This window comes from Phaeobacter sp. NW0010-22, from assembly GCF_040365955.1.
Classification (GTDB): Bacteria; Pseudomonadota; Alphaproteobacteria; order Rhodobacterales; family Rhodobacteraceae; genus OMPR01.
In genome coordinates this window covers 185,932-200,183 of record NZ_BAABWT010000002.1, presented here as the reverse complement: position 1 = coordinate 200,183, position 14,252 = coordinate 185,932, and the positions used below count along the sequence as shown (strand labels likewise).

General features: G+C 55.9%; 12 protein-coding genes. 4 read left to right on the top strand and 8 right to left on the bottom strand.

The window, feature by feature from the left end; translation table 11 throughout:
* Positions 1–38 precede the first annotated feature (38 nt).
* Entirely contained in the window at positions 39–2,291 is a 2,253-nt protein-coding gene (rnr, locus tag ABWV33_RS05155; RefSeq protein ID WP_353329357.1) for a ribonuclease R, read from the top strand.
* Here rnr and ABWV33_RS05150 read toward each other — a convergent pair.
* Positions 2,288–2,680, bottom strand: coding sequence for a DUF1801 domain-containing protein (locus ABWV33_RS05150; protein WP_353329356.1), 393 nt, complete (start codon positions 2,678–2,680; stop codon positions 2,288–2,290). The two genes, rnr and ABWV33_RS05150, sit on opposite strands and share 4 nt — an antisense overlap.
* Positions 2,677–3,375, bottom strand: coding sequence for a glutathione S-transferase family protein (locus tag ABWV33_RS05145; protein ID WP_353329355.1), 699 nt, complete (start codon positions 3,373–3,375; stop codon positions 2,677–2,679). The genes ABWV33_RS05150 and ABWV33_RS05145 overlap by 4 nt, the downstream gene beginning before the upstream one ends.
* A gap of 81 nt (positions 3,376–3,456) precedes the next feature.
* Between ABWV33_RS05145 and ABWV33_RS05140 the strand changes: the two genes are divergently transcribed.
* Entirely contained in the window at positions 3,457–4,173 is a 717-nt protein-coding gene (locus ABWV33_RS05140; RefSeq protein ID WP_353329354.1) for a helix-turn-helix transcriptional regulator, read from the top strand.
* Positions 4,174–4,236: 63 nt separating this feature from the next.
* Positions 4,237–5,577 (top strand): lytic murein transglycosylase, encoded by a 1,341-nt coding sequence (locus tag ABWV33_RS05135; protein WP_353329353.1) that lies wholly within the window; start codon positions 4,237–4,239, stop codon positions 5,575–5,577.
* An 81-nt stretch (positions 5,578–5,658) separates the two neighbouring features.
* Here ABWV33_RS05135 and ABWV33_RS05130 read toward each other — a convergent pair whose 3' ends face one another.
* The 6 genes from ABWV33_RS05130 to ABWV33_RS05105 form a co-directional block, all read right to left on the bottom strand.
* Positions 5,659–6,867, bottom strand: a complete 1,209-nt coding sequence (locus tag ABWV33_RS05130) for an ABC transporter permease (protein ID WP_121997730.1) — start codon at positions 6,865–6,867, stop codon at positions 5,659–5,661.
* Between the two features lie 6 nt (positions 6,868–6,873).
* Positions 6,874–8,145, bottom strand: coding sequence for an ABC transporter permease (locus tag ABWV33_RS05125; RefSeq protein WP_353329352.1), 1,272 nt, complete (start codon positions 8,143–8,145; stop codon positions 6,874–6,876).
* 118 nt (positions 8,146–8,263) lie between these two features.
* On the bottom strand, positions 8,264–9,367 hold the full coding sequence (locus ABWV33_RS05120; protein ID WP_113822401.1) for an extracellular solute-binding protein: 1,104 nt from the start codon (positions 9,365–9,367) through the stop codon (positions 8,264–8,266).
* A 113-nt stretch (positions 9,368–9,480) separates the two neighbouring features.
* Entirely contained in the window at positions 9,481–10,581 is a 1,101-nt protein-coding gene (locus ABWV33_RS05115) for an ABC transporter ATP-binding protein (protein WP_353329351.1), read from the bottom strand.
* A gap of 247 nt (positions 10,582–10,828) precedes the next feature.
* Complete coding sequence (locus tag ABWV33_RS05110; protein ID WP_121997731.1) at positions 10,829–12,226, bottom strand: aspartate aminotransferase family protein; 1,398 nt, start codon at positions 12,224–12,226, stop codon at positions 10,829–10,831.
* 70 nt (positions 12,227–12,296) lie between these two features.
* Positions 12,297–12,977, bottom strand: a complete 681-nt coding sequence (locus ABWV33_RS05105) for a GntR family transcriptional regulator (RefSeq protein ID WP_353329350.1) — start codon at positions 12,975–12,977, stop codon at positions 12,297–12,299.
* A 144-nt stretch (positions 12,978–13,121) separates the two neighbouring features.
* Here ABWV33_RS05105 and ABWV33_RS05100 point away from each other — a divergent pair, with 144 nt between their 5' ends.
* Complete coding sequence (locus ABWV33_RS05100; protein ID WP_113822397.1) at positions 13,122–14,207, top strand: polyamine ABC transporter substrate-binding protein; 1,086 nt, start codon at positions 13,122–13,124, stop codon at positions 14,205–14,207.
* Positions 14,208–14,252 lie beyond the last annotated feature (45 nt).

Sequence of the window (14,252 nt, the reverse complement as noted above, 5' to 3'; positions counted from 1 at the left end):
CTCATGACCTTGTCACAGAGGCATGATAGGGCATGGGTATGACTCGTATTCCGACAAAGGAAGAGATCCTCGAATGGATCTCGACCAACCCGACCCTCACCTCGAAACGTGATATTGCTAAGGCCTTTGGTATCAAAGGTCCGGATCGCATTGACCTGAAACGGGTTCTGCGTGAGCTTGAGGCTGACGGCCATCTGGAAAAGCGCAAACGTAGTTATGGTGATCCGGACCGTTTGCCACCTGTTTCGGTGCTGGTGGTTAAACGCCCCAATGGCGATGGCGACCTGTACGCACAGCCGATGGAATGGCATGGCGAAGGTGTGGAACCCGTTGTTCTGGTGATCCCACGCGCCAGCGACCCGGCTTTGGGCGAAGGTGACCGCATTCTAGGGCGTCTGACCTTGGTCAAGGGTCAGGACCACCATTATGAAGCGCGCCTGATCCGCCGGATCGGAACTAATCCTAAACGTATTCTGGGCGTTTTCCGCAAACGCAGCGAAGGCGGGCGGATCGTGCCTATCGACAAATCATCCAGCAACGAATGGACTGTGCCAGAGGGCGCTCTTCTTGGTGCGAAAGATGGAGAGTTGGTCGAGGCGGAACAAGCCGGACCCAAGTCGCGTATGGGCTTGCCCAAGGCGCGAATCGTGGAACGGTTGGGTGACCCAAGCGCGCCCAAGGCGGTGTCGCTGATTGCGATTTACCAGCATGGCATCCCGGATGGGTTCCCTGACAAGGTAATTGCTGAGGCTGACGCGGCCAAGCCAATGGGTTTGAACGGGCGCGAAGATCTGCGCGACATGCCGCTGTTGACTATCGACCCCTCGGATGCACGCGATCACGACGATGCCTGTTATGCCCACGCAGATGATGATCCCAAGAATCCGGGCGGTCACATCGTCTGGGTCGCGATTGCGGATGTTGCGGCCTATGTGAAACCGGGAACAGCACTGGACCGTGAGGCGCGCAAGCGGGGTAATTCATCCTACTTCCCGGATCGCGTCGTGCCGATGTTGCCGGATCGTTTGTCGGGGGATTTGTGTTCGCTTCACGAGGGCGTGCCGCGCCCCTGTATGGCGGTACGGATGCAGTTGGATGCGGATGGCAACAAGCTGTCGCACCGATTTGTGCGGGGGCTGATGCGTTCAGCCGCTTCGCTGCATTACGCCGAAGTTCAAGATGCGATTGATGGCAACCCCAATGACCGCACCGGACCACTATTGGAACCGGTTCTGAAGCCGCTCTATGCGGCCTATGCCGCCTTGGTCAAAGCACGGGCTGCGCGCCAACCCCTGGATCTGAATCTGCCTGAACGCAAAATCGTATTGGACGAAGACGGCACAGTCGCCTCGGTCAATTTTCGGGAGCGTCTGGATGCACACAAGCTGATCGAAGAGTTCATGGTGCTGGCCAATGTGGCTGCTGCCGAAACCTTGATTGCTAAGAAAACCCCGTTGTTGTTCCGCGTGCACGAAGAACCGGCACCTGAAAAGCTGAATGCGTTGCGTGAGACGGCGCAGGCGGCGGGCTTGAACCTAGCCAAGGGCCAGGTTCTACAGACGCGGCATCTGAATGCGCTGTTGAATGCGGCGGCGGGCACGGATGATGCGGAGCTGATCAATATCTCGACGTTGCGATCGATGACGCAGGCCTATTATGGCGCGCAGAACTTTGGCCACTTTGGCCTGGCTTTGCGCAATTATGCGCACTTTACCTCGCCCATTCGGCGCTATGCTGACTTGATCGTGCATCGGGCGTTGATCACGGCGCACGGATGGGGCGACGACGGATTGCGCCCCGAAGAGATTGAGCAGCTGGAAGACACCGGCACCCATATTTCCGAGACCGAGCGCCGGTCGATGATTGCAGAGCGTGATACCACAGATCGTTATCTGGCTGCCTATTTGAGCGAACGGGTTGGCAATGAATTCTCTGGTCGGATCAGTGGTATCGCGCGGTTCGGGGCCTTTGTGAAGTTGGATGAAACCGGGGCGGACGGGCTGGTGCCGGTGCGGACCTTGGGGCGCGAGTTCTTCCACTTTGACCAAGAGGCGGGCACGCTGATGGGGTCGGACACCGGGTTGATTATTTCGATTGGTCAGCGCGTAACTGTGCGACTGGCCGAAGCCACCCCCATCACCGGCGGGCTGGAGCTGGAGTTGCTGGCGATCGAAGACAAGGCCTTGCCCAAATCGCGCAGCCCTGCAGGGCGAACGAACAGTCGCCGCAAATCGGTCAAAGCCAAGCACAAACGCGATAAGATCAAGCGCAAGGTCGAACGTCGTCGCTAGGATTTTAAGTGATATGTCAGCGCACGCGCGATGAGCCAACCATGACGGTTCGGGTCGATTTGGCCCGGATCATCAAACAATAGCGCGCGGGTGCCTTCGATTCGATCAAGACCGGGAAAGGCGTGTTGATAATCGGGCATTAGCCGACTCTGGCAATGCACAAACAAGCCAAAACCACCCGTCTTGGGCACCCCAAGGCGCAGGGTCGAGCCGCGCGGCGATAGATAGGCGGGTTGACCCCAACGCAGATCTTCGGTGACGGATTTGACGCGGGTATCATTGGCAGCGACCTCAAAAATCAGGTCGCGCAGTTGCAGCAGACCGGCGCGGGGATCTGGAGGGATCGCCGCAAATACTGCGGCGACCTTGTCTGAGGCAAAGGGTGTCATTTCAGCACAATAGCCTGATCCACCCGGTCAATATAGTCACTGAGCACCTGATCGCGTTCAATGCGCCGGCGCAGTTCTGTGCGCACGGGGGTGGCGCGGATCGCGGCCAAAATCGGCGCAACGCTCAGATCCGCCGAGGTCGGGCGCTCTCCCATCAGGAATGGCGACTGCCACAGGAACGCGGTGATGGCCGTGAGATCCTGTTCGACCCGATCAAGCCGCTCGACCTCGCTAAAGCGGGTGACACCGTGCATATCAAGCCCTTTGATCACCGACTTGCGGATTGAGCCGCTGACAAAGCCACGCGCAAAGCGGGGGATCTCGTGGAAAAACGTATCGCGCAGGTGTGGCCAGACCTGATCGTTGCACCAGCGGTCTGCGACCATTTGAAAATAGAGATGGTCTTCGGCCATCCGAATAAGGGCGCGGGACTGCCCCTTTTGGATGTCGCTGAGGCCCTGATCAAAATTCGCCCCCTGTGATTCCAACCAGTGACGAATGGTGTCGCTGTCAGGCATCAACCGCTCGCGGGTGCGCAAAACGGGGAGCTTGCGATGTGGCATTTTGCGCGGATCAAGCATGTCGGAGCGTTGCCAGGACTGACCGGACAGTTCCAGCATATAGGCGGCTTTGACACAAAAGGGGCTGCCACTGAACAGGCCAAACGCGGCGGGGTAGGTGAGTAGGGTGAGCATGAGTTTCTCCGTTGTTTGTTGACGGCACCCTAGGCGGGCCTAATGACAGTTTCTGTCATTAGGAGTAGAGTAGGATGTGATATGTCCCGCACCGCCCGCCTGTTCCAGTTGATGCAAGTTCTGAGGTCACCGCCGCAGCCCAAAACGGCTGAATCAATGGCGCAGGATTTGGGCGTGTCTGCCCGCACAGTGCACCGTGATATCGAGGCCCTGCGCGGGTTGGGTGCGGTGATTGATGGGGAGGCAGGCTATGGGTTCACCCTGATCGAAGACGCCACATTGCCCCCGCTTGGGTTCACCAATGACGAGCTGGAGGCGCTGGTTCTGGGGTTGCGCGAGGTCGAGCTGATCGGTGACCCGGAACTGGCCAAGGCCGCGGGTCAGGCATTGCGCAAGCTCAAAGGTCGGCTGCCCCCGCGGCAGTCGCACCGGTTGGCGCATGCCGTGCTGTCGGCCACGCGGTTTGACCGACCGGCCCCTCCGGGGATTGAGGTCAGTCAATTGCGGCAAGCCACGTGGGATGAGCTGGTCGTGGCACTAAGCTATACCGATGCAAAAGGTGCAATTACCACACGACGGGTGAGTCCTCTGACCATTCTGTATATGGATCGTGCCAGCATGTTGATTGCCTGGTGTCACTTGCGGCAGGATTTCCGCGCCTTTCGGCTGGATCGCATGCAGTTGTTGACCGTCACCGATGAAAGCTTTCGCCCCAATCGCGTACCATTGCTGCGCAAAGCGCTGGATGGAATCCGGGCTGAAAGTGCAAAATTGGCAGCGGATCGAAAAGAGCGGTGAGTGGACGCTTTTGTCGGCCTCGTATTCGCGGTACGATCAAGCAATCAAAAAATTGAGGCATTTATGAATCGTGTTGTGTTAAAAGGTACTGCAGTCGCGGCAAGTGTTGCCGTTTCTGGTCTTGTTGGACCGGTTGCTGCGGACAGTGTTGAACGTTCTTTACGGCCGGTTGAACGACCTTATTTGGGACCGTTGCAATTGGCGTCTATCACCGTGGTCGAATCGATCCGCCCGGTTTTGCGGCCTGCAACGCTTGGCCAAAAATCTGTGCAATTGGCAGCGGCAGACGGTGGGTTTCAGGATTGGATCGTTGATTTTAGAACCCGTGCGATTACGCAAGGCATTTCCATTGCAACATTGGACCGGGCGTTCAAAGGGGTTCACTATGATCCAGAGGTCATCAAACGGGACCGGAACCAATCTGAATTTACCAAAACCATCTGGGATTATTTGGACAGTGCGGCATCTCCCACCCGGATTCGCAATGGGCAAGCGGCCCTCAAGAAACACGACAAAACACTGACCCGGATCGAGGCCAAGTATGGTGTCGACAAAGAAGTGGTTCTGGCGATCTGGGGACTTGAGAGCGCATATGGCACCTTCAAAGGGTCCAAGGATGTCGTGCGTTCACTGTCCACGCTGGCCTATGATGCACGACGCAGTGCGTTTTTCGAACAGCAGTTGGTGGCCGCGTTGAAGATCTTGCAGGCTGGCGATGTTGATCCGCGCAATATGACGGGCAGTTGGGCCGGGGCCATGGGGCACACCCAGTTCATCCCGACTTCGTACCTTGATTATGCGGTCGATTTTACCGGCGATGGCAAACGAGACATCTGGTCAGAGGATCCAACAGACGCATTGGCCTCAACAGCCGCCTATCTGGCGAAATTCGGTTGGGTCAAAGGCCAACCTTGGGGGGTCGAAGTGACGCTACCCAAAGGGTTCAATTACCGGTTGGCCGACCGCAAGATTGAAAAGCGGCCCCGCGATTGGGCTGATCTGGGGGTACGCGATACCAACGGAAAAGTGGTGGCCAATCATGGCAAAGGATCAATCCTATTGCCCGCAGGCGGTCAGGGCGCGGCTTTCATGATCTTTAAGAACTTTGAAGTCATCGAACGTTACAACACAGCTGATGCCTATGTCATCGGCGTCGGGCACTTGAGCGATCGCATCAAGGGTGGTGCACCGATTCAGGCAGATTGGCCACGCGGGGATCGCGCCTTGACCCTGAAGGAGCGCGAAGAGATGCAGCGTCGCCTGACTGCAAAGGGGTTCGATACTCAAGGCATCGACGGCAAAATCGGACCTAAAACGATTGATGCGGTGCGATCTTACCAGGTTGCGCAAGGCCTTGTGCCGGATGGGTATGCGTCGCTCTCGTTGCTGACCAAGCTGCGCTAAGCTCACTACAGCCTGACACAATGAAAAGGGGCGCTCCGATAGATCGGAGCGCCCCTTTCTGTTGAGATCTAGCTTTTGTGCTTAGCTGGGGCTCATACCGCGCAAGCGTTCAGAGCGACGGCGCAACAGTTCAACCACAGTCAGCAGCGCGATTGAGATCACCACAAGGATAGTTGCAACAGCGAGGATGGTGGGTGAGATCTGTTCACGCAGGCCCGTGAACATCTGCCAAGGCAGGGTTTTCTGACGGGCAGAACCAACGAACAGGACCACAACCACTTCGTCAAAGGATGTGATGAAGGCAAACAGGCCCCCTGAAATCACGCCCGGCAGGATCAATGGCATCTGAACCCGGAAGAAGGTTGTCATCGGGTTGGCACCCATATTGGCCGCAGCACGTGTCAGTGACCGGTCAAAGCCCACCAGCGTTGCGGTTACTGTGATGATCACAAACGGAATACCAAGCACGGCGTGTGCCAGAACAATCTTGATGTAGCCAACGACTGTCTTGGACAGGCCGATCGTACCTTCGAGGAACCCTCCAACCTGCGAGTAGAAGAAGAACATGCCCGTTGCAGAGATGATCAAAGGCACAATCATCGGTGAAATCAGGATCGCCATGATCGCGCGACGTCCGGGAACGTGGCTTTGGCTCAGTCCAATCGCAGCCAAGGTTCCCAGTGACACCGAGATTACAGTGGCGATGGGCGCAATGATCAACGAGTTGCGGAAGCTAAGTTGCCAGTCCGAGCTGTTAAAGAAGTTCCGATAGTGCTTGAGCGAATACCCTTCGGGATCAAGGCTGAGCATTTCTGGCGTGAAGGTAAAGAAATCCTGAGCGTTGAAGGAAAGCGGCAGGACCACCAGAATTGGGGTGATCAGGAAGACAAAGATCGCCCCACATATCACCCGGAAGGTGTAGTGCCACAGCACCTGACCAGGGGTCAGATACGGTACCAGGTGGCCACGATAGCGGCATTCGCCGATCCAGAAGATGAACCAGCTAAAGAACCAGCCCATCAAAAGGCCCATGATGCCCGAGGAAATCCCCCCGGTTACATAGCCAGCGACGCCAAAGGCGAGCAGGATGATCCAACGGACCACCTTTTCCTTACTGCGCATCAGCAGGGCGACATAGGTTAGGATGGTCAGAAGGACCGCACCAACGATAAAGCCGGTGAAGGTGCTGCCTTGGGCCGTGCCGATAAAGATCCCGGCAAAGCCTCCGGCGAGGGATGTGATGCCTGCAGTAAAGGAGGCGGAGCGGGGTTCAACAGGTGTAAGTGACATCTTGGTTTATCCCAGCTTCACGTTGTCGATGCCGACGATCTTGTCGTAGGCCCAGTAAAGGATCAGCACGACCACCAGCAGGATCGAACCCAGTGCGGCCGCAAGACCCCAGTTGAGCGAGCTCGAAATGTGGAAGGCAATCCGGTTCGAGATGAAGACACCTTTGGTGCCGCCAACCAGTTCAGGCGTGATGTAGTAGCCAATCGCAAGGATGAACACGAGGATCGACCCCGCGCCTATACCGGGGATGGACTGGGGGAAGTAGACCCTCCAGAACGCCGTCCAATTGGTTGCGCCCAACGATTTTGCAGCGCGCAGGTATGTCGGCTGGATGGTTTGCATCACGGAATACATGGGCAGGATCATGAACGGCAGCAGAATGTGGGTCATCGCGACAATGGTACCGAACTGGTTGTTGATCATGACTAGACGCGCATCATCCGCAACCAGGCCCAGCCAGACAAGGGTATCGTTGATGACCCCCTGTTGTTGCAGCATCACTTTCCAGGCTGAGGTCCGCACCAGAAGCGAGGTCCAGAATGGCAGCAGAACAAGGATCATCAGCAGGTTGGCGCTACGCGAGGGCAGGTTAGCCAGGATCCAGGCGACGGGGTATGCCAGAATGATACAGCTGACGGTGATCATCATCGACATGAACAGCGTGCGCTTGAACAGGGTGATATAGATCTGCTCGTTCTCGGGGCGCCATTCGGGCCCTTCGGTGCCGTTTTGAAGGTCTGCAGCGTTCAGGAAGTAGCCAGCAGTGTATTTCGAAGAATAGGTCTGAATTGTGCGCCAAACCTCTGGGTCACCCCAGCCTTTGGCAATCTTGATGAACTTTTCTTGATAGGGTCCATCATTTTCGAGATCCCATTTCTTTGCCTTGCGGCCCGCTTTGCGGAACAAGGAAGATATCCCGGGCTTTTCATAGTTCAGGCGGCTGCCAACGCGAGTGTGGATCTTGGCCTCGGCGGCGACCTGCATATCAATCGCGAGCGCTGTGAAAATAGCCTCGTCTGGGATTTGGCCGCTGTCGGCATCCCAATCCTGAAGCGCGATGACAGTGTTTGGCAATGTTCTGGAAACGATATCATTTTCAACCGAACGGAACAGCATCTGCCCGATCGGGACAATGAACGTTAGCAATACGAATAGCAGCAGAGGGGCAATGAGCATCAATGCGCGCATCTTCTGGCGGCGAAGGGCCCGTGACAGGCTGCGCTTCAGCGGCGTGCCATCGGCGGCCAAAACTGGGCCGGTGTCTGTGGTGTCGCTCATGGGGTTCCCCGTTGGTCTTGGTGGAAGAGACGTCTCTGGTCGGCCTTTATTGGCCGTTATTAGGCTCAGAGGGTCTGTGAGGGGGCAATTTGCGCCCCCTCACGGTTTTCAGATCGAATTATTTGGCCAACCATGCCTGGAATTTTGCATCCAGATCATCGCGGTTGTCTGCCCACCATTCGTAGTCATAGATGTGGACGTTGGACGCGTTTGCCGGATCAGTCGGCATGTGCGGTGCCATGTCGATACCCAGGGTTTCGTGCTTACCAACCAGTGGTGCAGACGATTTACGTGCAGGACCGTACGAGATGTACTTGGCCTGGTCTGCCAAACGCTGTGTGTCTGTCGCGAACTTGAGGTAGTCCAGAGCACGCGCTTTACGCTCGGGGCTCAGGCCTGCTGGAATGATCCAACCGTCCAGATCGAACGACTGCATGTCCCACAGCATACCAATTGGCTGGTTCTGCTCAGCAATCGCCGAGAACAGACGACCGTTGTAGGTCGAACCCATGACAACTTCGCCATCGGCCAGCAACTGGGGTGTTTCCGCACCAGCGGTCCACCAAACAACATCGTTCTTGATGGTGTCGAGTTTGGCCAGCGCGCGATCTACGCCCTCTGGGGTGCTCAGAACATCATAAAGCTCGTCTTTGGCAACGCCGTCGCAGTACAGAGCCCATTCGACGTTGTCGATCGGACGCTTTTGCAGCGAACGCTTGCCTGGATACTTTGTGGTGTCAAAGATGTCGCAAACGGTGGTAGGTGCGGTGTCGCCAACCATATCGGTACGGTAACCGAACGTGGTTGAATACACGATCTGCGGTACAAAGCAGTCGCTGACGAGCAAGTCACCAAAGTCGTCGCTTGCCGATGTGCCATCAGGTGCAGCGGCCAGAACAGCGTCGTGATCCAGCTCTTCGGCCAGACCTTCGTCGCACAGGCGCATGGCGTCAGATGCAACAACGTCAACAACATCCCATGTGACGTTGCCCGCTTCGTTCATCGCGCGAATTTTGGCAACAGCTTCAGCTGAGCTTTCGTCGTTGATGATCGTTACGCCGGTATTTTCGGAGTAGGGCTTGTGATAGGCGTTCAGCTGTGACGCTGAGTATGCGCCGCCCCATGAGACGATGGTCATCTCGTTGGCCATGTCCTCGGCTGCTACTGCACCAGCTGCGAAGCCAAGCGCGGTCGTCGCCATCAGGGTTTTGGTCAGGTTCATGTAACTCTCCCGGTTGTGCCCGTTTTTAAAGTTATGAAGGGCCGGTTGAACGGGCAACGTTGCCCGGCCCCGTGTTCATCGCCCTCAAAGTGGTTTGGGGCGACATTCGATGCTTACGCGTCGAGCGCGCGGCAATCTTCGGATAGCCAGCCGATTTCGATCTGGGTTCCCGGCTGCAGACGCACCTGATCAGGCGCGTTGCGTGTTTTGATTACAAATTCGTCGTTTCCAGCAACGCGCAGACGCGTGCGGAAGATGTCGCCCATGTAAATGAACTCAAGCACTTCGGCTTTAAGGGTGTGTGCGCCTTCGGGCATCCGGTCTTTGTTGTATTCCACGCGCTCAGGGCGGATGGAAACACGGGTGCGTTCACCAGGCTTGGAGACGTTGATAGGTTTGCAGTCGATCAGTTCACCATCATCCAACTGCACCAGAGCGATGCCATTGTTGATCTCTTTGACGGTGCCTTCGAGCGTGTTGTTTTCACCGATGAACTGCGCAACAAAGCTGTTCTCGGGCTCTTCATACAGTTTGTCAGGCGGTGCCAGCTGCTGAATGCGGCCATCATCAAACACGGCCACGCGATCGGACATCGTCAGAGCTTCGGTTTGGTCATGGGTCACGTAGACCACGGTGATGCCAAGACGGTGAGCCAGATGGGTGATTTCGAACTGCATCTTTTCCCGCAGCTGCTTATCCAGCGCCCCGAGCGGTTCGTCCATCAGAACCAGTTCCGGTTCAAACACAAGGGCGCGGGCCAAAGCGATCCGCTGTTGCTGACCGCCAGACAATTGCGCCGGACGACGGCCACCAAAGGCCCCCATTTCGACCATGTCGAGGGCGCGTTTTACTTTTTCTTCGCGCACGGACTTGCCCATTTTGCGCACTTCGAGCGGAAAGCTGAGGTTCTCGGCAATCGTCATGTGCGGGAATAGAGCGTAGTTCTGGAACACCATGCCAATGCCACGTTTGTGGGGCGGGATGTTATTGATGGATGTTCCACCAAGCCGGATATCGCCATGCGTCGCGGTTTCAAAACCGGCAAGCATCATCAGGCAAGTGGTTTTGCCAGAGCCTGAGGGGCCGAGCATTGTTAGAAACTCACCCTTCGGCATCACGAGGTTAAGATCTTTTACGACCAGATTTTCGCCGTCGTAGCTTTTTTGCACGCGTTCAAATTCGACGAATGCATCATTGCTGGATGATTGAGACAATGCCAGCTCCCTGAGATTATATTACCGCAGTCTATGCCGCTTTGATCAAACTAAAGCGCGCAATTGTGCAGGACGCAACAGGTTTACGACGCATGGAGGCCAAATAGCGGCCTTTTTCAGTCGGTTGGGGATCAGAAATTTCGAAATCCCGGTTAGTGTAAAGCAAAGCAGCCGGTCACGTTTAAAGGTGTCCGGCTGCTTTGCTGCTTAAATTACAGGCGTTTGTGCCCGAAGAGTTGCCGTATCGTCAGGATGCGGCTTTCATCAGGTCCTTGTCGATCAAGTCCTGGTGCGCTTCGTCCAGAGATTTGCGGATTCGGCGAATCATTTCGTCGATATCAGCCGGAGACAGAATCAGTGGTGGCGAGATAATCATGCGATCGCCCACGTGGCGCATGATCAGGTTGTTGCCAAAGCACCGATCACGGCAAACATAGCCAACAGTGCCGGGTGCAGAGGCAAACTTCGCACGCGAAGCTTTGTCTGGCGTCAATGCAATCGACGCCATCATGCCAACAATCTTGGCCTCTCCAACCAAGGGGTGGTCCATCAGGCCCTCCCACTTCTCCTTCAAATAGGGGCCTGCGACCTGCTGTACGTGCCCTACAATGTCTTCTTCTTCGATAATGCGCAGGTTCTCTAGCGCCACGGCAGCAGCAACCGGATGGCCAGAGTAGGTGTAGCCATGGTTGAATTCGTCCTGCCCAATAACCGCGGCGACCTCGTCACACACGATCGAGCCACCGATGGGCGCATAGCCAGAGCTGAGCCCCTTGGCGATGGTCATGATATGCGGTTGGATCCCAACCGTCTGTGACCCAAACCAGTTTCCAGTGCGGCCAAAGCCACAGATGACCTCGTCAGCGATCAACAAGATCTCGTATTTATCACAGATCCGCTGAATTTCGGGCCAATAGGTATCGGGGGCAACGATGACCCCGCCGGCTCCCTGTACAGGTTCCGCGATAAAGGCCGCGACGCGGTCTTCGCCCAGTTCCAAAATGGCTTCTTCCAGTTCTTGAGCACAGGCTAGGCCGAATGCTTCGGGAGTGGCGTCTCCACCCTCGGCCCACCAATTTGGCTGACTGATGTGGTGGATGTCCGGAATCGGCAGTCCCCCTTGCGCGTGCATCGGCGCCATACCCCCCAAGGACCCGCTGCCAACAGTTGATCCGTGGTAAGCGTTCTTGCGGCTGATGATCACCGATTTTCCCGGTTTTCCTTTGTTTGCCCAATAGGTGCGAACCATCCGGATATTGGTGTCATTGGCCTCAGATCCACCACCGGCGAAAAAGACGTGGTTCAGATCACCGGGGGCCAGCTCTGCGATTTTGTTGGCCAAGGCGATTGCGGGAACATGTGTCGTCATAAAGAACGAGTTGTAATACGGCAGTTCCCGCATCTGACGGGCGGCAACATCGGCCAGCTCGTCGCGGCCATAACCGATGTTTACGCACCACAGACCCGCCATGGCATCCAGGATTTCTTCGCCTTCGCTATCGGTCAAATAGATTCCCGAAGCGCGTGTGATCACTCTCGCCCCTTTTTTTGCCAATTCATCATTGGCGGTAAAGGGGTGCATGTGATGGGCTGCATCCAACGCCTGAAGCTCAGCCGTGGGCAGGTGATTGGTGATGGTCGACATGGCGATCTCCGGTAAAAGGTTTGCCATGCAGAATATGATCAAATTTCAGGCTGTCAATTGCGTCGTTGCCTTAACGTGCTTCTGATAGAACCTCGATCATCATCTCGGTGCCCTGAGAAACGTCTTGTTCCATAGCCTTGGCCACGCCATCGGCGTCACGATTGCGCATCGCGACCAACATATCTTTGTGGTGATCTGGCAGGTTTTGGGTGCCGAATCGCCCACACACCACCCGCAACGAGGGACCGAATCGCAACCACAACCGGTCTGCCAGATCCATCATAATCGGTGCATTGGCATGGGCATAAAGTGCCGTGTGAAAGGCATGGTTAAAGCGCAGGTATTTTGGAACATCCCCGGCTGCAATCGCCGCATCTAGAGCCTGATCAAGGGTTTCCAACTGATCAATATCGGCTGTCGTCACGCGTTGCGCGGCACGACGGGCCAGTTCGGACTCGATTGATATCCTTACATATATAAGCTGCTCGATGTCGTTGGCAGACAGAACCGGCACACTGACCCGACGATTGCCTTGGAACATCAACGCCCCATCCGAGATTAGACGGCGGATCGCTTCGCGTACGGGTGTCATGCCGACCCCCAGCGAATCTGTCAGTCCTTGAATCGTTACAGCCTGTCCCGGGGCCATCTCTCCGAACAGGATTTGGGCCTTGAGCGTCTGATACACCTGCTCGTGGGCAGGTTTTTTACCCTCAGTTTGGGTTTTTTCTGCGGTGCTATTTTTGATCATATTCAAAGGACTTAACTCGATTTCAACCCGGTGGCACAGGTGGCCATTTTCGCTGATGACCATAAACACTGTTGCCGCAGAAGGCAAAACTTGATCAAATCCCCGCAGGCGGGAGCATACCCGTTCCTTGCAGGGAGACACTCAATGACACTCAAAATGCTGACACTCACTGGCGTACTTGCGCTGAGCACATCCATGGCCTTCGCCGAAGAAGTCCGGGTGTACAACTGGTCTGACTACATCGACGAAGAGTTGCTAGAAAAGTTTGAAACTGAAACGGGCATCAAGCTGATCTACGATGTATTCGACAGCAACGAAGTCCTGGAAACCAAGATGCTTGCAGGTGGCTCCGGCTATGATGTCGTTGTCCCGTCTGGCACATTCCTACAACGCCAAATTCAGGCAGGTGCCTTTCAAAAGCTGGATGCCAGCCAGCTGAGCAATGCCGGCAACCTGTGGGATGTGATCCAGGATCGCACCTCGGGCTATGACCCAGACAACGCCTATTCAATCAATTACATGTGGGGCACCACCGGGTTGGGTGTAAACGTTGGCAAGGTCAAAGAGATCTTGGGAGACGATGCGCCGGTCAGCAGCATGGATTTGGTTCTGAAACCGGAAAATATGGAAAAACTAGCCGCCTGTGGTGTGCATTTCCTGGATGCGCCGAGCGAAATGATCCCGATGGTTTTGCAATACCTTGGCGAAGATCCCGATAGCCACGACAAGGATGTGATTGCCAAGACCGAGCCGGTATTGTCAGCAGTCCGCCCCCATATTCAGAAATTCCACAGCTCGGAATACATCAATGCGCTGGCCAATGGTGACATCTGCGTTGCAGTTGGTTGGTCTGGCGACATCCTCCAGGCCCGTGATCGTGCGGCTGAGGCGGAAAACGGTGTTGAAATCGCCTATAACGCGTTTTCGCAAGGCTCTCTGATGTGGTTCGACCAAATGGCCATTCCAGTTGACGCCCCGAACCCAGACGGTGCGCATAAGTTCCTGAACTTTATTTTGGATGCCAACAATATGGCCGCAGCGTCGAACTATGTGTACTACGCCAACGGCAACAAGGCCTCGCAAGCGCATCTGGAATCGGACGTGATCGACGACCCTGCGATCTATCCCAGCGAGGAGACGATGAAGAATCTGTACATCACCACGCCGTACCCCGCGAAAACGCAGCGGGCAGTGACCCGTCTTTGGACCAAAGTTAAGTCAGGAATCTAATCTCTGATTTCAAAAAAAACCGAGGCGGGCCGCAGTGGCCCGTCT